At 71.7% G+C, this 18,021-nt stretch carries 20 protein-coding genes, 1 tRNA gene, 1 pseudogene and 1 riboswitch; of the genes and pseudogenes, 8 read left to right on the top strand and 14 right to left on the bottom strand.

The features are described 5' to 3' along the window. Positions 1-263: 263 nt before the first annotated feature. On the top strand, positions 264-3,320 hold the full coding sequence (locus tag IEZ04_RS12015) for a transglycosylase domain-containing protein (protein ID WP_229820991.1): 3,057 nt from the start codon (positions 264-266) through the stop codon (positions 3,318-3,320). A gap of 91 nt (positions 3,321-3,411) precedes the next feature. Here the strand turns inward: IEZ04_RS12015 and bcp are convergent, their stop codons facing one another. Next, positions 3,412-3,879: a thioredoxin-dependent thiol peroxidase gene (bcp, locus tag IEZ04_RS12010; RefSeq protein ID WP_189216782.1), complete on the bottom strand. Its 468-nt coding sequence runs from the start codon at positions 3,877-3,879 to the stop codon at positions 3,412-3,414. 153 nt (positions 3,880-4,032) lie between these two features. On the opposite strand from bcp, the gene IEZ04_RS12005 reads away from it, so the two are divergent. The 3 genes from IEZ04_RS12005 (at position 4,033) to sugE (ending at position 5,265) form a co-directional block, all read left to right on the top strand. Further along, the gene (locus tag IEZ04_RS12005; RefSeq protein WP_189216781.1) at positions 4,033-4,362 is read left to right on the top strand and encodes a DUF3618 domain-containing protein; all 330 of its coding nucleotides are present in this window, start codon (positions 4,033-4,035) and stop codon (positions 4,360-4,362) included. Between the two features lie 65 nt (positions 4,363-4,427). Further along, the gene (locus IEZ04_RS12000; RefSeq protein ID WP_189216780.1) at positions 4,428-4,769 is read left to right on the top strand and encodes a GroES family chaperonin; all 342 of its coding nucleotides are present in this window, start codon (positions 4,428-4,430) and stop codon (positions 4,767-4,769) included. Between the two features lie 70 nt (positions 4,770-4,839). After that, positions 4,840-4,908: riboswitch (guanidine-III (ykkC-III) riboswitch) on the top strand. A 36-nt stretch (positions 4,909-4,944) separates the two neighbouring features. Further along, positions 4,945-5,265 (top strand): quaternary ammonium compound efflux SMR transporter SugE, encoded by a 321-nt coding sequence (sugE, locus tag IEZ04_RS11995; RefSeq protein ID WP_189216779.1) that lies wholly within the window; start codon positions 4,945-4,947, stop codon positions 5,263-5,265. Here the strand turns inward: sugE and IEZ04_RS11985 are convergent. Together IEZ04_RS11985 and IEZ04_RS35780 are read right to left on the bottom strand one after the other, a co-directional pair. Next, positions 5,259-5,762 carry an alpha/beta fold hydrolase gene (locus IEZ04_RS11985; RefSeq protein WP_308429796.1) on the bottom strand — a complete coding sequence of 168 codons (504 nt, stop codon included), beginning with the start codon at positions 5,760-5,762 and terminating at the stop codon, positions 5,259-5,261. The genes sugE and IEZ04_RS11985 overlap by 7 nt on opposite strands. 115 nt (positions 5,763-5,877) lie before the next feature. Next, positions 5,878-5,922: pseudogene (locus IEZ04_RS35780) on the bottom strand (hypothetical protein); the annotation flags it as partial. Positions 5,923-6,609: 687 nt separating this feature from the next. Here IEZ04_RS35780 and IEZ04_RS11980 point away from each other — a divergent pair. Beyond that, positions 6,610-6,695 (top strand) — tRNA-Leu (locus tag IEZ04_RS11980). Positions 6,696-6,754: 59 nt separating this feature from the next. Here the strand turns inward: IEZ04_RS11980 and rdgB are convergent. The 4 genes from rdgB to IEZ04_RS11960 all read right to left on the bottom strand — a co-directional run bounded on the left by rdgB (position 6,755) and on the right by IEZ04_RS11960 (position 9,660). Then, positions 6,755-7,357, bottom strand: a complete 603-nt coding sequence (gene rdgB, locus IEZ04_RS11975; protein ID WP_189216776.1) for an RdgB/HAM1 family non-canonical purine NTP pyrophosphatase — start codon at positions 7,355-7,357, stop codon at positions 6,755-6,757. A 59-nt stretch (positions 7,358-7,416) separates the two neighbouring features. Continuing rightward, complete coding sequence (locus IEZ04_RS11970) at positions 7,417-7,815, bottom strand: hypothetical protein (RefSeq protein WP_189216775.1); 399 nt, start codon at positions 7,813-7,815, stop codon at positions 7,417-7,419. Positions 7,816-7,962: 147 nt separating this feature from the next. Continuing rightward, positions 7,963-8,700 (bottom strand): ribonuclease PH, encoded by a 738-nt coding sequence (gene rph / locus IEZ04_RS11965; RefSeq protein ID WP_189216774.1) that lies wholly within the window; start codon positions 8,698-8,700, stop codon positions 7,963-7,965. A 207-nt stretch (positions 8,701-8,907) separates the two neighbouring features. After that, positions 8,908-9,660 carry an MBL fold metallo-hydrolase gene (locus IEZ04_RS11960; protein ID WP_189216773.1) on the bottom strand — a complete coding sequence of 251 codons (753 nt, stop codon included), beginning with the start codon at positions 9,658-9,660 and terminating at the stop codon, positions 8,908-8,910. A gap of 276 nt (positions 9,661-9,936) precedes the next feature. Between IEZ04_RS11960 and IEZ04_RS11955 the strand changes: the two genes are divergently transcribed. Then, a complete protein-coding gene (locus IEZ04_RS11955) occupies positions 9,937-10,422 on the top strand; it encodes a type II toxin-antitoxin system PemK/MazF family toxin (protein WP_189216772.1) in 486 nt (161 codons plus the stop codon). 63 nt (positions 10,423-10,485) lie between these two features. Here IEZ04_RS11955 and IEZ04_RS11950 read toward each other — a convergent pair whose 3' ends face one another. The 7 genes from IEZ04_RS11950 to clpS form a co-directional block, all read right to left on the bottom strand. Further along, positions 10,486-11,436, bottom strand: coding sequence for a PLP-dependent cysteine synthase family protein (locus tag IEZ04_RS11950; protein ID WP_189216771.1), 951 nt, complete (start codon positions 11,434-11,436; stop codon positions 10,486-10,488). A gap of 16 nt (positions 11,437-11,452) precedes the next feature. Beyond that, positions 11,453-11,731, bottom strand: coding sequence for a MoaD/ThiS family protein (locus tag IEZ04_RS11945; RefSeq protein ID WP_189216770.1), 279 nt, complete (start codon positions 11,729-11,731; stop codon positions 11,453-11,455). Positions 11,732-11,854: 123 nt separating this feature from the next. Beyond that, a complete protein-coding gene (locus tag IEZ04_RS35950) occupies positions 11,855-11,950 on the bottom strand; it encodes a putative leader peptide (protein WP_346158622.1) in 96 nt (31 codons plus the stop codon). Positions 11,951-12,048: 98 nt separating this feature from the next. Further along, positions 12,049-12,471: a M67 family metallopeptidase gene (locus IEZ04_RS11940; protein ID WP_189216769.1), complete on the bottom strand. Its 423-nt coding sequence runs from the start codon at positions 12,469-12,471 to the stop codon at positions 12,049-12,051. A 106-nt stretch (positions 12,472-12,577) separates the two neighbouring features. After that, positions 12,578-14,032: an amino acid permease gene (locus IEZ04_RS11935; protein ID WP_189216768.1), complete on the bottom strand. Its 1,455-nt coding sequence runs from the start codon at positions 14,030-14,032 to the stop codon at positions 12,578-12,580. 368 nt (positions 14,033-14,400) lie between these two features. Beyond that, positions 14,401-15,006: a DUF2017 domain-containing protein gene (locus IEZ04_RS11930; RefSeq protein WP_189216767.1), complete on the bottom strand. Its 606-nt coding sequence runs from the start codon at positions 15,004-15,006 to the stop codon at positions 14,401-14,403. Between the two features lie 92 nt (positions 15,007-15,098). After that, positions 15,099-15,416, bottom strand: coding sequence for an ATP-dependent Clp protease adapter ClpS (clpS, locus tag IEZ04_RS11925; protein ID WP_189216766.1), 318 nt, complete (start codon positions 15,414-15,416; stop codon positions 15,099-15,101). 167 nt (positions 15,417-15,583) lie between these two features. Here clpS and IEZ04_RS11920 point away from each other — a divergent pair, with 167 nt between their 5' ends. Beyond that, positions 15,584-16,912, top strand: coding sequence for a nicotinate phosphoribosyltransferase (locus tag IEZ04_RS11920; RefSeq protein ID WP_189216765.1), 1,329 nt, complete (start codon positions 15,584-15,586; stop codon positions 16,910-16,912). A gap of 284 nt (positions 16,913-17,196) precedes the next feature. Continuing rightward, a complete protein-coding gene (locus IEZ04_RS11915; RefSeq protein WP_189216764.1) occupies positions 17,197-17,781 on the top strand; it encodes a nicotinamidase in 585 nt (194 codons plus the stop codon). Positions 17,782-18,021 lie beyond the last annotated feature (240 nt).

Raw genomic sequence — 18,021 nt, 5'->3', positions numbered from 1 at the left:
CCCACGGCGCCTCCAGTGGCCAGGACGGCCGGACCAGTCGGGGTGGCCAGGGTGACCGAAACGGTCAGGACACCTCGGGCGGCCGAGGCGGCCAGGACGGCCGAGGTGGCCGGAACGGCCAGGACGGTCCGGGCGGCCGGAGTGGCCAGGACGGCCGGAACGGCAGCCCGGCCGGCCCGGACGGCCGCAACGGCCGGGGGAGCCGGAATGGTCAGGACGGCACCGGCTCGGCCGGGGGCCAGGGCTTCGGTGCGGCCGGTCCGGTGAGAGCCCGGGGCGGCGAGCCGGGCGGGGCCCGGGGCGGCGAGCCGGGCAAGGCTCACGGGGCCGGCTCCGGCGGGGCCCGGGGCGGCGACTCCGGCGGAGCCCCGCGGAACGGGTCCGCCACCGGTGCGGGAGCGGGAGCCACGGCTTCGGGGCCGACGGCCCGCGCATCCGGCACGCGCCCGAACGGCGCGCCCGCGGGCACCCGCGGCGGAGCGGGGACCGGTCGTCCCGGCGGCCAGGGTTCGGCTGCGTCGGCCGCATCGGCCAAGGGGGCGAAGCCGGGTGGCGGAGGCGCGAACGGCGCGGGCAAGAAGGGCGACGCGGGCAACGGCTCGAACGCCGGTTCGGACACGCCCACGACCGTCCTCGCCGCCGTCTCCCCCGGTGACGGCGGCGGCAAGAAGGGCACCGCAGGCCCGGGCAAGGGCCCGCGCGGCGGTTCGGGTGACGGTTCCGGCGACGGCTCGGACACGCCGACGACCGTCCTCGCCGCCGTCACTCCCACCCCCGCGAAGCGCACCGCGTCCTCCCCCGGCGGAGCCGGCGGCGCGGCGACCGGCGACACACCGGACACCCCCACCACCGTCCTCGCCGCCGTCACCCCCGCCGCCGCGGCCCGGAACAGCACCACGCCCGGCACCGGGACCGCCACCCAGGTCACCGCGCAGGCCGCCGCCTCCGGCGGCAAGAAGCCCAAGCGCCCCAAGCGCACCGGCTGGCGGCGGCTCCTCCCGACCTGGCGGATGGTGCTCGGCACCTTCCTGGTCGGGGCGCTGCTGGTCATCGGCGGGCTCGTGCTCGGCTACCAGCTCGTGGAGATCCCCGCGGCGAACGCCGCCGCGACCAAGCAGGCCAACGTGTACCTGTACGCGGACGGCAGCCAGCTCGCCCGCGACGCCCGCGACACCGTCAACCGCGAGAACGTGACACTCGCGCAGATCTCCAAGGACGCCCAGCACGCCGTGCTGGCCGCCGAGGACCGCGACTTCTACACCGAGTCGGCCGTCGACCCGACCGCCATGGTCCGCGCGGCCTGGAACACCGCGACCGGCAAGGGCAAGCAGTCCGGCTCGACGATCACCCAGCAGTACGTGAAGAACTACTACCTGGGCCAGGAGCAGACCGTCAGCCGCAAGGCCAAGGAGTTCTTCATCGCGATCAAGCTGGACAACGAGAAGTCCAAGGACGAGATCCTCGAGGGCTACCTCAACACCAGCTTCTTCGGCCGCAACGCGTACGGCATCCAGGCCGCCGCCCAGGCCTACTACGGCATCGACGCGGACGAGCTGACGGCCGCCCAGGGCGCGTACCTGGCGTCCCTGCTCAACGCCCCCAGCATGTACGACGTGATCGCGCACCCCGAGGGCAAGGAAGCGGCCCTGGCGCGCTGGAACTACGTCCTCGACGGCATGGTCAAGGAGGGCTGGCTGTCGCAGGCCGAGCGGGACAAGACGGAGTTCCCGACGCCGAAGCAGACCGTGTCGTCCTCCACCGGCATGTCCGGCCAGCGCGGCTACCTCGTCGAGGCGGTCAAGCAGTACCTGGACGAGAGCGGCGTCCTCGACGAGGAGACCCTCCGGTCCGGCGGCTACCGCATCACGACCACCCTGGAGAAGGACAAGCAGGACGCCTTCACCACGGCCGTGAACGAGCAGGTCATGGACAAGCTGGACAAGGAGAACAACAAGGTCGACAACTACGTCCGCGTCGGCGGCGTCTCCATCGACCCGAAGACCGGCAAGGTGCTCGCCATGTACGGCGGCATCGACTTCACGCAGCAGTACATCAACAACGCGACGCGCCGCGACTACCAGGTCGGTTCGACGTTCAAGCCGTTCGTGTTCACCTCGGCGGTCGAGAACGGCTCGCACACCCAGGGCGGTCAGCCGATCACCCCGAACACGATCTACGACGGCACCAGCCAGCGTCCCGTGGAGGGCTGGAGCGGTGGCCTGTACGCCCCCGAGAACCAGGACGACGTCGACTACGGCGACCTCACCGTCACCGAGGCCACCGACAAGTCCGTGAACTCGGTGTACGCGCAGATGGCGGTCGACGTCGGCCCGGAGCGGGTCGAGAAGACCGCGATCGCCCTGGGCGTGCCGGAGAACACCCCGAACATGGACCCGTACCCGGCCGTCGCCCTCGGCACCGCCACCGCGAGCGTGCTGGACATGACGGAGGCGTACGCGACCCTCGCCAACCACGGCAAGAACACCCCGTACACCCTCGTCGCGAAGATCACCAAGAACGGCCAGGAGATCACGCTCCCCGAGCGGAAGACCCGGCAGGCCGTCGACCGGGAGGCCGCCGACACGACGACGTCCGTGCTGCGGTCGGTCGTCCAGAACGGCAGCGGGACGGCGGCCCAGGCCTCGGGCCACCCGGCGGCCGGCAAGACGGGTACGGCGGAGCAGGACAAGGCGGCCTGGTTCGCCGGCTTCACGCCCGACCTCGCCACCGTGGTCACCGTCATGGGACAGGACCCGGACACCGGCGTGCAGCAGCCGCTGTACGGGGCGATGGGCCTGCCGCGCGTCAGCGGCAGCGGTCCGCCCGCCCAGATCTGGGCCCAGTACACGAAGGCGGCCCTGGAGGGCGAGCCCGTGAACGACTTCGACCTGGAGATCCAGGACGGCGCGGACGTGATCCAGGCCCCGCCCTCCGAGCCCTCCGACGACGCCCCGAGCGCGCCCGGCGAGCAGGAGACCGGCGGGACCGCCACGGGCGGCGACACCGAGGCGCCCGGCGGGGACACCGGCAGCCAGACCCCGCCCAGCACGGACCCCGGCACCGGCCCCGGCGGCGGGGACGGCGGCACCGGCACCCCGGGCTCGGGCGACTCGACCGGCTCGGACGGTGACTGGTCGGGCCCGGGAGGCGTCCCGGGCCCCGGCGGTGACACGACCGGCTCAGAGGGCGGCGGTTCGGCGGGAACCGGCGAAACCGGCGGACCCGGCGGCCCGGCGGACGGCGGCTCGGCCGGCACCGGGGACACGGCGGGCACGGGCCTCACGGCGGGCGCGTTCATGCGCATGCCCGAGGACTACTGACCCGACCACGCCGTAGGGACACGGGAGGGGCCCGCACCGGAGCGATCCGGTGCGGGCCCCTCCCGTACTCGGGTGAGCGCGGCGGCCCGGCTCAGACGCCCAGATCCTTGATGATCTTCGCGACGTGCCCGGTCGCCTTCACGTTGTACAGCGCCCGCTCCACCTTGCCGTCCTCGTCCACGACGACCGTGGAGCGGATCACACCGGTGACGACCTTCCCGTACAGCTTCTTCTCGCCGAAGGCGCCGTACGCCGTGAGGACCGCCTTCTCGGGGTCGGCGAGCAGCGTGACCTTCAGGTCCTCCTTCTCGCGGAACTTCGCGAGCTTCTCCGGCTTGTCCGGGGAGATGCCGATCACGTCGTAGCCGGCGCCCGCCAGGAGCTCCAGGTTGTCCGTGAAGTCGCAGGCCTGCTTGGTGCAGCCCGGGGTCAGGGCGGCCGGGTAGAAGTAGACGATGACCTTGCGGCCCTTGTGGTCGGCCAGCGAGACCTCGTTGCCGTCGGCGTCCGGCAGGGTGAAGGCGGGGGCGGTGTCGCCGGGCTGAAGTCGCTCGCTCATCGGCTGGTCTCCTCGGTCGTGCGTGTTCGGTCGGGAATCGTGCGGAAAGAATGCCGTCCCCGAGCGTAATCGGGGGTCCTGACGGTGCGCCGTCGCGCCGAGCTGACAAACTGTCGTCAACAGGCTTCGACGACGGACCACGGAGGCAGCGCGGTGGCGGACACCCCGGACACCAGAACACCTGCTCAGATCGAGGCGGACATCAGGCGGCGCCGCGAGCGGCTCGCCGAGACGCTCGACGAGATCGGCGTCCGGGTCCACCCGAAGACCATCGTCGGCGACGCCAAGGCCAGGGTCGCGTCCAACATCGACCACACCCTCGGCCGGGCGTACGTAGGCGTGAACCGGGTGGTGACCGACGTGAGGGGCCAGCTGGTGGGAGAGGACGGCGCGCCCCGGCTGGAGCGCATCGTGCCGGTCGCCCTGGTGGTCGTCGGGGTCGTCGGGCTGCTCGCGCTGAGCGCCCGCCGCCGCAAGGACTGACACTCCCTGCGGGAACCGACCTCCCTGCGTGCGACGAGTCACGGGAAGGCAGGTAAATTCGGGGCGTGAGCGAGAAGACCAACGACGACAAGCTGCCCATCCGCATGCTGCACGACCGTGTGCTCGTGCGGCAGGACACCTCCGAGGGCGAACGCCGCTCCGGCGGAGGCATCCTGATCCCGGCGACGGCGGCCGTCGGCCGACGCCTCGCCTGGGCCGAGGTCGTCGCGGTCGGCCAGAACGTCCGCACGGTGGAGCCCGGCGACCGCGTGCTGTACGACCCCGAGGACCGTGCGGAGGTGGAGGTGCGGGGCACCGCGTACGTCCTGATGCGCGAACGGGACCTGCACGCGGTGGCGGCGGACCGCTTCGAGGGCTCGGAGGACTCGACGGGCCTGTACCTGTAGCAGCGCACGTGAAGAAGTCGAGGGGCCGGTGACCGTGGTCACCGGCCCCTCGCACAGCCGTACGCACCAGGCGTTGCTACTCTGAAGAGACACCCCGACGAGACGCGCCGTACCGGGTCACAGGAAAAGACGACGCACCACGAGAAGCCCGTCTCGTTTCCCGGAGGTGCCTGTCATGGCCTGGATTCTGCTGATCATCGCCGGTCTGCTCGAAGTCGGCTGGTCGATCGGGATGAAGTACACCGACGGTTTCACCCGCCTCTGGCCGAGCCTCGCCACCGGCGCGGGCATCGTCGCCAGCATGCTCCTGCTCTCCTACGCCGCCCGCACCCTGCCCATCGGCACGGCGTACGGCGTCTGGGTCGGCATAGGCGCCGCAGGCGCCGCCGTCCTCGGCATGGTCGTCCTCGGCGAACCGGCCACCGCCGCCCGGATCTTCTTCGTGTGCCTGCTGGTGGTGGCGGTGGTGGGGCTGAAGCTCACTTCGGGTCACTGACGCCCCTCGGCAGCCGGCGCGGTCGCGGCCGGCTCGCGCACCGCGCCGGCGATGGCCGGACACAGCGCGGCGGGGAGATCGTGGCCCACACCGGGGAAGGTCACCAGCCGTGCGCCGTCGACGGCACGGGCGGTGGCGCGCGCCGCGGTGACACGCAGGATCGGATCCCGCTCACCGTGCAGCACCAGCAGCGGACGGCGTAACGCGCCCAGCTCCGGACCGTGCCACTGGGCGCCGATCTGACGGCTCTGCGCCCTGGTGTCCCGGGGCCCGCTGTCGACCTCGACCTCGGCCTCGGCCCAGGCCCGGGCGGCGGCCTCGGCGAAGGGGTGACCGGGAGAGGCGATGCCGCACCGGACCGCCAGGCTCGCCTCGACGTCCCCCTCCCGCCCCTCGGGGAACCCGGTGCGGGCGAGCCTGGCCAGCAGGCCGAACCGCAGGTGGCGCGCCGCCCCGAACCCCGAGACATCGCTGGGCAGCGCTGCCGAGGACGTCACGCTGAGCACCCGGTCCGGGTGGCGCAGGGCGAGCCCTGAGCACCCGGTCCGGGTGGCGCAGGGCGAGCCGTTGGGCGATCACCCCGCCGAGCGAGTGCCCGAAGACGTGCGCCCGGTCCCAGCCGAGCGCTCCCAGCACCGCGACGGCGTCGTCCGTCATGTCCTCGGAGGTGCAGTACACCCGAGAACGATTGGTCGAGGCCGCCGGCAGCTGCTCCGGCCTCGATGAGGTCATCGCCTTCTTCGGCGCTGAGCCGTACGACAAGCTCGGCCGCTACCTCCTGAAGCGCTTCGCGCACTTCGGGATCGACATCTCGCACTTCGATAACCGCGGTCGGCCGCCCCGTCCCACGACGGAGGAGCTGAGGAAGGCGGTCGCCGAGTCGATCTCGTTCACAGGGGTACTGCGCCTCCTCGGCCGCCCCGACAGCGGTAATCAGCGGGTGCTCCTGCGGCGGTGGATGGCCGAGGACCGCCTCACGACCGCTCACTTCCTGGGGCAGGCGCATCAGCGAGGCAGACCAAGTCCGACCCGGGTCAGGCGCCACGAGAGCATCCTGGTCAAGCACGACCGCAGTCACCGCACAAGGACTCATATGCTCCGCCGCGCGCTGCAGGAGGCAGGCGCACCGGAGACGTGCGACGAATGCGGTATCGGCGCGTCGCGGCTCGGGAAGCCGATGACCTTGGTGACCGATCACATCAACGGTGACTGGAGTGACGATCGGCAGGGGAACCTGCGCTTGCCCTGCCCCAACTGCCATGCAACGACCAGTACCTGGTGTCGAGGCGGGAACAGAGACCGCGCATGGACACTGTTCCCGTCACGGGTAGCATGGCCTGGCACGCGGCCGTGGCGAAATCAGGCAGTACGCGAGGGTTTTAGGTGCCCTTGGGAGAAATCCCGTGTGGGTTCGAATCCCACCGGCCGCACTGACCATGCAATAGAAGGCCCGGGGCGTCACACGACGACCTGGGCCTTCGACATGCGCTCAGCCCAACAGCTCCCGCACCACCGGCACCAACGCCCGGAACGCCTTCCCCCGATGGCTGATCGCGTTCTTCTCCTCGGCGGTCAGTTCGGCGCAGGTCCGGGTGTCGCCCTCGACCTGGAGGATCGGGTCGTAGCCGAAGCCGCCCGTGCCGGCGGGGGCGAAGCGCAGGGTGCCGCGCAGCTGGCCCTCCACCACCCGTTCCGTGCCGTCCGGCAGGGCGAGGGCCGCCGCGCAGGCGAAGTGGGCGCCTCGGTGCTCGTCCGCGATGTCGGAGAGCTGGGCCAACAGGAGATCCAGGTTGGCCCTGTCGTCGCCGTGGCGGCCGGCCCAGCGGGCGGAGAAGATGCCGGGGGCACCGCCCAGGACGTCCACGCAGAGGCCCGAGTCGTCGGCGACGGCCGGGAGGCCGGTGGCCTGCGCGAGGGCGTGGGCCTTGAGGAGGGCGTTCTCGGCGAAGGTGACGCCGGTCTCCTTGACGTCGGGGACGTCGGGGTAGGCGTCCGCGCCGACGAGGTCGTGCGGCAGACCTGCGTCGGCGAGGATGGCCTTGAGTTCGGTGATCTTTCCGGCGTTGCGGGTGGCGAGGATCAGGCGGGTCATGGCCGTAAGTATTCCGGCTCGGTCTCCCGGGCGCCGCCCGGCCCTCGCATCACGCCGCGTTACGGCGTGCACACCTTCGTCAGCTCCCCCGCCGCGTCCGTGATCGGGCTGACGTCCGGGGTCGCGTCGCCGTTCTCGACGGACTGGCGGACGTTGGTCACGGCCTGCTGGAGGTCGTCGACGGCCTTGTTGACGTCGGCGTCGTCGGTCTTGTCGCCGAGTTCGGTGAGGTTCTTGTCGATCGAGGTGAGGGACTCCTCGATCCGGGTGGGGTCGTCGGAGACCGCCTCCACGGCCTGCTGGAGCTCGGTGACGCTGTCGGCGACGGCCTCGGCGGTCTGCACGCAGTCCAGGGCCTTGTCGACGGCGTCGCAGCCCGTGGCGAAGCCGACCGTGAGCGCGGCTGCGGCCACGGCTGCGGCGATGGTCGTACGGCGTCGGCGACGGCTCGCGGCCATGTGAAGTGTCCTCCTGCCCCTTCGGGCCTCACGGCCCCCGTTCGGTGTGGCCGGGCGTGCGGTGGTGTGCCGCACGCCCGTACCGGTGAGGACGCCGGGACGGTGCGTCACGGTTGCCCGCGACGCCCGCCTTTCTTGGTGCGTCCTTTACCTTTCGAGGACGGTATCAAGCGCCTTGCGCTGAAGGGCGGCCAGCTCTCCGCATCCGGCCACGGCCAGATCGAGCAGCGCGTTCAGCTCCTCGCGGGCGAACGGCTCGGCCTCGGCGGTGCCCTGGACCTCGACGAAGCGGTCGTCGCCGGTGCAGACCACGTTCATGTCGGTCTCGGCCCTGACGTCCTCCTCGTAGCGGAGGTCCAGCAGCGGCACGCCGTCCACGATGCCGACCGAGACCGCGCTGACCGTGCCGGTCAGCGGCTGGCGGTTCGCCTTGATGAGCTTCTTGCCCTGTGCCCAGGCGACCGCGTCGGCCAGGGCGACGTACGCGCCGGTGATGGCGGCGGTGCGGGTGCCGCCGTCGGCCTGGAGCACGTCGCAGTCGAGGACGATGGTGTTCTCGCCGAGGGCCTTGTAGTCGATGACCGCGCGGAGCGAGCGTCCGATGAGGCGGGAGATCTCGTGGGTACGGCCCCCGATCTTGCCCCGGACGGACTCGCGGTCGCCGCGGGTGTTGGTGGCGCGCGGCAGCATCGCGTACTCGGCGGTGACCCAGCCCTCGCCGCTGCCCTTGCGCCAGCGGGGGACGCCCTCCGTGACGGAGGCGGTGCAGAGGACCTTCGTGTCACCGAAGGAGACGAGGACGGAGCCCTCGGCGTGCTTGCTCCAGCCGCGTTCGATGGTGACGGGGCGGAGCTGTTCGGGCGTACGGCCGTCGATTCGAGACATGGCGCCGAGCCTAGCCGCACATACGGAAGGGGCTCCTCCCGCGGCGGTGCCCGGACGTGCCCGGACGGTGTCCGGACCAAGAAGGTCCCCCGGGACCAGGACAGGTGGTACCGGGGGCTTTCCAGCGTACGCGGCTCCGGGCCCCGGGCGACAGCCGGGCTTCCCGTACCGGGGTCACACCGGCGTTCCGCCGGGGTCCTGCCGGGGTCAGATCTCGTACGAGGTCCGCGGTGCCGCCACCTCGACCGGGCCGTCGTACACCGTGCGGGCGTCGGCGAGGTTGACCCGGGGGTCGGTCCACGGCGGGATGTGGGTGAGGACGAGGCGGCGGGCGCCGGCGCGGGCGGCCGTCTCGCCGGCCTCCCGGCCGTTGAGGTGGAGGTCGGGGATGTTCTCCTTGCCGTCCGTGAACGCGGCCTCGCACAGGAACAGGTCGGTGTCGCGGGCGAGTTCGTCCAGGGCGGGGGTGACACCCGTGTCCCCGGAGTAGGTCAGGGCGCGGCCGCCGTGCTCGACGCGGATGCCGTACGCCTCCACGGGGTGGGCGACCCGCTCGGTGTGCACGGTGAAGGGGCCGATCTCGAAGGTGCCCGGCTTGACCGTGTGGAAGTCGAAGACCTCGCTCATCGAGGAGGCGGACGGGGTGTCGGCGTAGGCGGTGGTCAGGCGCTGTTCGGTGCCTTCGGGGCCATAGACCGGTATGGGGTCGCAGCGGCCGCCGTCGTGGCGGTAGTAGCGCGCGACGAAGTACGCGCACATGTCGATGCAGTGGTCGGCGTGCAGATGGCTGAGGAAGATCGCGTCGAGGTCGTAGAGACCGCAGTGGCGCTGCAGCTCGCCGAGGGCGCCGTTGCCCATGTCGAGAAGCAGCCGGTAGCCGTCGGCCTCTACGAGGTAGCTCGAGCAGGCCGATTCCGCGGACGGGAACGACCCCGAGCAGCCGACGACGGTGAGCTTCATAGAGCTGGAACCTCCGCGCTGGCGAGTTGGCGACGGGAACGGGGGTCGGGAAAAGGGGGTCGTGCGGTCCGTCGAGCGTAAGGCGCAAAAGGTCGGGTGGCTCCTCCGGCAGGGGCCGTTGTGGGCGAACTCACCTGTGGTGTCACCGGTTCGGCTGGAAGTGGGGCGCGCGAGGTCGAGGGGGGCGTGCGGGGGGCGTGTACCCGGTGGCCGAAGGGCCGGAAGGACGGGTGCGCGGCAGCGCGGAGCGCGGGGTGCGCCGGTACCGTCGTGCGTATGGACACGTCCTGGTGGCCGGCGCTCGCGGCGGTGGTGCTGTTGGGTCTGGTGGCGACGTTGGTCGACGGCTGGGGCCGGCGGGGCCGCCGCCCGGCCCGGCGGACGCGTCCGGCTCCATGGCCCGGGCGGCCGGAGGGAGCGGGGCGGGCGGTGCGGCGGCCCCGGCCGCGGCCCGCGGAGATCTGGTGGACGCGGGTGCCGCACGGCGACGGGCCGGACGGTTCCCCGGGCGGGGACGACCGGCCGTGTCTGGTGCTGTCGGTGCGCGGGGACCGGGCGCGGATCGCCCGGATCAGCACGAAGTTCCGGGAGGAGCGGGCGGGGGTGATCCCGTTGCCGCCGGGTTCGGTGGGCGAGGCCCGCGGCCGCACGAGCTTCCTGGAGACGGACGAGCCGAGGGACGTCCCGGTACAGGACTTCCGGCGGCGGGTGGGCGTGGCGGACCCGCTGGTGTGGGACCAGGTCCGGCACCTGGCGGACTGAGGGGACCGCCGGCCGGGGAGCGGTGGACGGACGCTTTCCCGGCCGGCGTGCGCGTCGCCGGCGCTACGCCCAGAGCTGGCCGTGCAGGGTCTCGATCGCTTCCTCCGTCGTGGCCGCCGTGTAGACGCCCGTCGAGAGGTACTTCCAGCCGCCGTCGGCGACGACGAACACGATGTCGGCCTGTTCGCCGGCCTTGACCGCCTTCTGCCCCACGCCGATCGCGGCGTGCAGGGCGGCGCCCGTGGAGACGCCCGCGAAGATGCCCTCCTGCTGGAGCAGCTCGCGGGTGCGGGTGACCGCGTCGGCCGAGCCGACCGAGAAGCGGGTGGTGAGGACGGAGGCGTCGTAGAGCTCGGGGACGAAGCCCTCGTCGAGGTTGCGCAGGCCGTAGACCAGGTCGTCGTAGCGCGGTTCGGCGGCGACGATGCGCACGTCCGGCTTGTGCTCGCGCAGGTAGCGGCCGACGCCCATGAGGGTGCCGGTGGTGCCGAGGCCGGCGACGAAGTGGGTGAGGGAGGGGAGGTCGGTGAGGATCTCGGGGCCCGTCGTGGCGTAGTGGGCGCCCGCGTTGTCCGGGTTGCCGTACTGGTAGAGCATCACCCAGTCGGGGTGCTCGGCGGAGAGTTCCTTGGCGACCCGTACGGCGGTGTTGGAGCCGCCCGCGGCCGGGGAGGAGATGATCTCCGCGCCCCACATGCCGAGCAGGTCGCGGCGCTCCTGCGAGGTGTTCTCGGGCATCACGCACACCATGCGGTAGCCCTTGAGCTTGGCGGCCATGGCCAGCGAGATGCCGGTGTTGCCGGAGGTGGGCTCCAGGATGGTGCAGCCCGGGGTCAGGCGGCCGTCCTTCTCCGCCTGTTCGATCATGTGGAGGGCCGGGCGGTCCTTGATCGAACCGGTCGGGTTGCGGTCCTCCAGCTTGGCCCAGATGCTGACGTCGGCGGACGGCGAGAGCCGCGGCAGGCGCACCAGGGGGGTGTTGCCCACCGCGGCCAGCGGGGAGTCGTAACGCATGGGTCCCGGTGGCCGATCAGGCCATGCCACCGGCGACCGCCGGCAGGATCGTCACGTTGTCGCCGTCGGACAGCTTGGTCTTGATGCCGTCGAGGAAGCGGACGTCCTCGTCGTTCAGGTACACGTTGACGAAGCGGCGCAGCTGGCCGCCGTCGACGATGCGGGCCTCGATGCCGGTGTGCCGGGTCTCGAGGTCGGCGAAGAGCTCGGCGAGGGTGTCCCCGTTGCCCTCCACCGTCTTCTGGCCGTCGGTGTACTGGCGGAGGATGGTCGGGATGCGGACCTCGATGGCCATGGCTGAGCTCCTGTCGGGACTTCGTGGGTACGTCGGGTCGGTGTGCGCGCGGCGGCGCGGGAGCGTGTCGGTGCGCGGTGCGGGACGCCGCGGCGCACGGCCGTACGGCGGCGGGGACCGGTGTCAACAGATGGCGCTGGCGAGCCTGCACAGGTCGACGTGCAGCCGCGCCACGAGCAGTGCGCCCGGCGTCGTTTCGCTCACGTCGTACAGAACCATGCGGTCATCGTAACGATTCCCGGTCCGGTGTCCGGAAGCGCATCTCGCATGGTGGATGAATAGCGACCGAACTCCGGGACAGGTGGCTCGTCCGCTGGTCAGTACGTCTCCACCACCTCGACCTCCTCCTCGGTGACCACGCCGTCCACGATGCGGTAGGAGCGGAACTGGAAGTCGCCGAGGCCGTCGGTGTCCGCGGTGGAGACGAGGACGTAGTGGGCGCCGGGTTCGTTGGCGTAGCTGATGTCCGTGCGGGAGGGGTACGCCTCGGTGGCCGTGTGGGAGTGATAGATCACGACCGGTTCCTCGTCACGGTCGTCCATCTCGCGGTAGAGCTTGAGCAGGTCGCCGGAGTCGAACTCGTAGAACGTGGGCGAGCGGGCCGCGTTCAGCATGGGGATGAAGCGCTCGGGGCGGTCCGTGCCCGCGGGTCCCGCGACGACGCCGCACGCCTCGTCGGGGTGGTCCTTGCGCGCGTGCTCGACGATCCGGTCGACGAGGGCCTGGGTGATGGTCAGCATGCCGGTCAGGATAAGCAGAGGGGCAGGGACGCAGAACGGCCCCGTACCGAGGAGTGGTACGGGGCCGTCCGCATGCCGGTCCGTGGTGCCGGCCGGCGCTCGCGGGTCAGCCGGTCTTCTCGAGCTCCGGTCCGCTGCGGCGCGCCGTGACCTCGGGGTTCCGCTGCTTCAGCACGAGCCAGCCGATCCCCAGCGCGACCGCCCAGCCCGCCATCACGTACAGGCAGATGCGGGCGTCGGCGTCGTAGGCGATCATGCCGGTGACGCCGAGCAGGAAGACGATGGCGATCCAGCTGCACACCGAGCCGCCCGGGGCCGGGAAGGAGGAGGCGGGCAGCCGGCCCGCGACCACCTCGCGGCGGTACCTGACGTGGCTGATCAGGATCATCAGCCAGGTCCAGATGCCGGCCGCGGTGGCCACCGAGGTGACGTAGCCGAAGGCCTTCTCCGGGACGGTGTAGTTCAGGACCACGCCGATGCCCATGAAGAGCACGGAGACGGCGATGCCGAGGGCGGGCGTCTTGGTGCTGGAGAGCTTGTTGAAGACCCGCGGGGCCTCGCCGCTGTCGGCGAGGTTGCGCAGCATGCGGCCCGTGGAGTACATGCCGGAGTTGCAGGACGACAGGGCCGCGGTGAGGACCACGAAGTTGACGATGCCGGCGCCGGCCGGGATGCCGATCTGCGCGAAGGCCGCGACGAAGGGGCTCACGTCGGGCCCGAACTCGGTCCACTTGACCACGCAGAGGATGACGGTGAGGGCACCGACGTAGAACAGCGCGATGCGCCAGGGCAGAGTGTTGATCGCCTTGGGAAGGGTCTTCTCCGGGTTCTCCGACTCACCGGCGGTGACGCCGACCAGCTCGACGGCGAGGTAGGCGAACATGACGCCCTGGAGGGTCATCAGGGACGAGCCGATGCCCTTGGGGAAGAAGCCGTCGAACGCCCAGAGGTTGGAGACGGAGGCGGTGTCGCCGGCCGCGCTGAAACCGAAGGTGAGGACGCCGAGACCGATGACGATCATGCCGATGATCGCGGTGACCTTGATCATCGAGAACCAGAACTCGATCTCGCCGAACAGCTTCACCGAGATGAGGTTGGCCCCGAACAGGACCACCAGGAAGACCAGTGCCGAGACCCACTGCGGGATCTGCGGGAACCAGTAGTTGATGTAGATCGCGGCGGCCGTGAGCTCGGCCATGCCGGTGACGATCCACATCAGCCAGTACGTCCAGCCGGTGAAGTACCCGAAGAACGGGCCGAGGAACTCCCGGGAGTACTCCGCGAAGGAGCCCGAGACCGGCCGGTAGAGCAGGAGCTCGCCGAGCGCCCGCATGATGAAGAAGATGATCACGCCGGCGAGGGCGTACATCACGATGAGGCTGGGGCCCGCCTTGGCGATGTTCGCCCCGGCCCCGAGGAAGAGCCCGACACCGATGGCGCCGCCGATCGCGATCATCTGGACCTGGCGGCTGTTGAGGCCGCGCTCGTACCCCTCTTCGGGGGCGTCGCCGCCCACGGCCCCGCTGCCGTCGTGACTCTTTCCGACCTGCGCTGAGGTCATGTGTGGTGCGCCTTTCTCCACGTCGATCCGGGCCGTCGGCGGCCACGGATCGGGTCCCGATCCCCCCGGATGTGATGGAGCTGGTGCCTGGCCGGCGGTCGGCCGGCTCGGTGGCGCACCCGACAGGGCATGGGTGGTGTCCCGCGGGCGATCGTGAAGATTTATCACGCTCGTCATCCGCGGGACAGGAGACCGGTGTGGCGTGCGCCACGAGGAGAGGCTCACAGAAGGGCACCAAAGGGGGCGCATCGGCCCCCCGCGGTGACAGGATCGTTATCCGGATTTGAGTGTTCGTTGAGCGAACGCCGAATGCGTGCGAAACGGCGTGCAATACGGAGGAAACGTGACCGTGGACACCACCGGGGCCGTCAGGGCATCAGCGTCTCGACGAGCGTCTCCTGGAGACCGCCCAGCCACAGGTACGCCATCACCATCGGCTTGCGCGGGTCCTCGTCCGGCAGCCGGAAGAGGAGGTCGGTGTCCTCCTCGTCGGTGACGTCCAGCCGGGCGCCGATCGCCAGGCGCAGGTCGTTGAGCGTGCCGAGCCACTGCCGGGAGTCGTCCGGCGTCAGCTCCAGCACGGCGCCGCCGTCGCCCGCGGCGTCCAGGCGGTCCAGGGAGCGGATCACCGCGAGGGCGTTGTGGCGCTTGCCCGCCCGCAGGTCGTTCTCGGTGAAGCGGCGGAACTCCGCCGAGTACGCGCGCTGCTCCGCCGCCTCCTCCGGCGAGGCCGCGTCCGCGCCGGGGCCGCCGTAGGCGTCCGGGAGGAGGCGCTGGAGGACGGGGTCCTTGGGCGGTTCGCTCGGCCCCTCGGCGAACAGCTCGGCGAGCGGGTCGTCGCCTGCCTCCTCGGCGGGGCCGGGGCCGATGAGCTCCAGGAGCTGCACGGCCAGCGAGCGGATGATGGAGATCTCGACCTCGTCGAGCGCGACGGCCGCGCCGCCGCCGGAGATCGGTTCGAAGTGTCCTGGCATGGAGTCGGTTCGCTGCTTCCGGCGTGCTGGAGGGTGGTGCTCTGTCCGGTCCTGCCGGGGGTCCGCCGGGTGCGGTCCCGCCGGGTGGCCCGCTAGTTGCGGTCCTGCTGAAGGGTGGCCCACAGACCGTAGCCGTGCATGGCCTGCACGTCGCGTTCCATCTCCTCGCGCGTGCCGCTGGAGACCACCGCACGGCCCTTGTGGTGCACGTCCATCATGAGCTTGGTGGCCTTGTCCTTGGGGTAGCCGAAGTACGTCTGGAAGACGTACGTCACGTAGCTCATGAGGTTGACCGGGTCGTTGTGCACGATCGTCACCCAGGGAACGTCGGGCTCGGGTACGGCGAAGGTCTCCTCCGCCGACTCGGTCTGGTCGATCTCTAGGGGTGCGGGCGCCGTCACACCGCCCATGCTGCCACCACAACGGGGCACCCGCACAAACGGACCCCATAAATCCGAACGGAGCCATAAATCGTCAGACTGACGAAATCCGAGTACGATCGTCATACGAGGCCGTGTCGTCCAGCAGGATCGACCGACGGCCGGATCAGTCGCACAGTCGGACGAGGAGAGCTTTGGTGGGCGTAGCGGATCTGGGGCTGCCGGTGGACGTGCCCTCGACGGCGCTCTTCACGGACCATTACGAGCTGACGATGGTGCAGGCCGCCCTGGCGGCGGGCACGGCGGAGCGGCGCTCGGTGTTCGAGGTCTTCACCCGGCGGCTGCCCGAGGGGCGGCGCTACGGCGTGGTGGCGGGCACCGGGCGCGTGCTGGACGCGGTGGAGAACTTCCGCTTCGACGCGGACGTGCTGAACTTCCTGCGCGAGCGGGCCGCCGTGGACGAGGCGACGCTGGAGTGGCTCGCCTCGTACCGGTTCAGCGGTGACATCTGGGGCTATCCCGAGGGCGAGGTGTACTTCCCGGGGTCGCCGATCCTGCGCGTGGAGGGCTCCTTCGCGGAGTGCGTGCTGCTGGAGACCGTGATCCTGTCGATCCTGAACCACGACTCGGCGATCGCGGCGGCCGCCTCCCGGATGGCCTCCGCCGCCGGGGACCGGCCGCTGATCGAGATGGGTGCCCGGCGCACCCACGAGCTGGCGGCGGTGGCCGCGTCCCGCGCGGCGTACGTCGGGGGCTTCACCTCCACCTCCGACCTGGCGGCCGGCTTCCGGTACAACATCCCGACCGTGGGCACCTCGGCGCACGCCTTCACCCTGCTGTTCGACACCGAGCGCGAGGCCTTCCGGGCCCAGGTGAACACGCTGGGCGGCGGCACCACGCTGCTCGTGGACACCTACGACGTCACCGAGGCCGTACGGGCGGCCGTGGAGGTCGCCGGGCCCGAGCTGGGCGCCGTGCGGATCGACTCGGGCGACCTGCTGCTGGTCGCGCACCGGGTGCGGCAGCAACTGGACGAGCTGGGCGCGACGAACACCAGGATCACCGTGACCTCGGACCTCGACGAGTACGCCATCGCCTCGCTGCGCGCGGCGCCCGTGGACGCGTACGGGGTGGGCACCCAGCTGGTGACCGGGTCCGGCCACCCGACGGCCTCGATGGTCTACAAGCTGGTCGCCCGCGCCGGGTCGGCGGACGCCGACGCGCCGCTGGTGCCGGTGGCGAAGAAGTCGAGCGGGGGCAAGACCTCCGTCGGCGGCCGGAAGTGGGCGGCCCGCCGGCTGGACGACCACGGAGTGGCCGAGGCCGAGGTGATCGGCACCGGGCGGGTGCCGCAGGAACTGCAGGACCGGCTGCTGCAGGTGCAGCTGGTCAAGGGCGGCGAGGTCGTCGCCCGGGAACCACTGGACGTCGTACGGGACCGGCACGCGGCCGCACGGGCCGGGCTGCCGCTCTCGGCGACGCAGCTCTCGCGTGGGGAGGCGGTCATTCCGACGGAATACGTGTGAGCCGACCCCGCCACGGAGGACGACGGCGTACAGGGGGCGCATCCCGGCCTCCGGCCGCCCCGGTCAGCTGACCGGCGCCCCTGTACGACCGTGCCGCGACGGACGGCCCGCGGGCCCGCACGGCGGCGCGACCAGCGCACGGTCCGGCCGCCGCATGCTCCCTTCCCGTTCCGTCCGCCGCATCCCTAGGCTCGGTGGTCCGTGCCGCGTCCCGCCGTCCGAAGCGGTCCGTGACATGCCCGCCGGGCCCCGCCCCGCACCATCTCAGCCGAAGGACACCGACCATGCGCCGCGCCTTGATCGTCGTCGATGTGCAGAACGACTTCTGCGAGGGAGGCAGTCTCGCGGTCTCCGGGGGTGCCGACGTGGCCGCCGCGATCACCGAACTGATCGGCCAGGCGACCGCCGGCTACCGCCACGTCGTGGCGACCCGTGACCTCCACATCGCGCCCGGCGGGCACTTCGCCGACAACCCCGACTACGTCCACTCCTGGCCCGCGCACTGCGTGGCGGGCACCGAGGGCGTGGGCTTCCACCCGAACTTCGCGCCGGCCGTCGCCTCCGGCGCCGTCGAGGCCGTCTTCGACAAGGGGGCGTACGAGGCGGCGTACAGCGGTTTCCAGGGCGCGGACGAGAACGGCGTCTCCCTGGCCGACTGGCTGCGCGCCCGTGAGGTCGACGAGGTGGACGTGGTGGGCATCGCCACGGACCACTGTGTGAAGGCCACCGCGCTGGACGCCGCGCGGGAGGGCTTCCGCACCCAGGTGCTGCTGGACCTGACCGCGGGAGTCGCCGAGGAGACCACCGAGCGGGCCCTGGAGGAGCTCCGCGAGGCGGGTGTGGAACTGGCGGGCAAGCCGGTGGTCTGAGGGGCCTCGGGAACTACGCCCGCGCCGCCCCGCGGGCGCCGGGAGGCCGCCCCGCCGGTGCCGGGGGCCGTTACGCCGGTGCCGGAAGGCCGCCCCGCGGGTGCCGGGGGCCGTTACGCCGGTGCCGGAAGGCCGCCCCGCGGGTGCCGGGGGCCGTTACGCCGGTGCCGGAAGGCCGCCCCGCGGGTGCCGGGGGCCGTTACGCCGGTGCCGGAAGGCCGCCCCGCGGGTGCCGGGGGG

This window comes from Streptomyces ruber, from assembly GCF_014648075.1.
GTDB lineage: Bacteria > Actinomycetota > Actinomycetes > Streptomycetales > Streptomycetaceae > Streptomyces > Streptomyces ruber.
Note: the sequence above shows the minus strand (reverse complement) of the source record. Positions and strands in the feature narration are given on the sequence as shown.

Bases quoted from the DNA above. Each gene is read 5' to 3' on its own strand.
- bcp (WP_189216782.1), bottom strand. From the start codon at position 3,879: ATGAGCGAGCGACTTCAGCCCGGCGACACCGCCCCCGCCTTCACCCTG.
- sugE (WP_189216779.1), top strand. From the start codon at position 4,945: ATGGCCTGGATTCTGCTGATCATCGCCGGTCTGCTCGAAGTCGGCTGG.
- rdgB (WP_189216776.1), bottom strand. From the start codon at position 7,357: ATGACCCGCCTGATCCTCGCCACCCGCAACGCCGGAAAGATCACCGAA.
- IEZ04_RS11970 (WP_189216775.1), bottom strand. From the start codon at position 7,815: ATGGCCGCGAGCCGTCGCCGACGCCGTACGACCATCGCCGCAGCCGTG.
- rph (WP_189216774.1), bottom strand. From the start codon at position 8,700: ATGTCTCGAATCGACGGCCGTACGCCCGAACAGCTCCGCCCCGTCACC.
- IEZ04_RS11960 (WP_189216773.1), bottom strand. From the start codon at position 9,660: ATGAAGCTCACCGTCGTCGGCTGCTCGGGGTCGTTCCCGTCCGCGGAA.
- IEZ04_RS11955 (WP_189216772.1), top strand. From the start codon at position 9,937: ATGGACACGTCCTGGTGGCCGGCGCTCGCGGCGGTGGTGCTGTTGGGT.
- IEZ04_RS11950 (WP_189216771.1), bottom strand. From the start codon at position 11,436: ATGCGTTACGACTCCCCGCTGGCCGCGGTGGGCAACACCCCCCTGGTG.
- IEZ04_RS11945 (WP_189216770.1), bottom strand. From the start codon at position 11,731: ATGGCCATCGAGGTCCGCATCCCGACCATCCTCCGCCAGTACACCGAC.
- IEZ04_RS35950 (WP_346158622.1), bottom strand. From the start codon at position 11,950: ATGGTTCTGTACGACGTGAGCGAAACGACGCCGGGCGCACTGCTCGTG.
- IEZ04_RS11940 (WP_189216769.1), bottom strand. From the start codon at position 12,471: ATGCTGACCATCACCCAGGCCCTCGTCGACCGGATCGTCGAGCACGCG.
- IEZ04_RS11935 (WP_189216768.1), bottom strand. From the start codon at position 14,032: ATGACCTCAGCGCAGGTCGGAAAGAGTCACGACGGCAGCGGGGCCGTG.
- IEZ04_RS11930 (WP_189216767.1), bottom strand. From the start codon at position 15,006: ATGCCAGGACACTTCGAACCGATCTCCGGCGGCGGCGCGGCCGTCGCG.
- clpS (WP_189216766.1), bottom strand. From the start codon at position 15,416: ATGGGCGGTGTGACGGCGCCCGCACCCCTAGAGATCGACCAGACCGAG.
- IEZ04_RS11915 (WP_189216764.1), top strand. From the start codon at position 17,197: ATGCGCCGCGCCTTGATCGTCGTCGATGTGCAGAACGACTTCTGCGAG.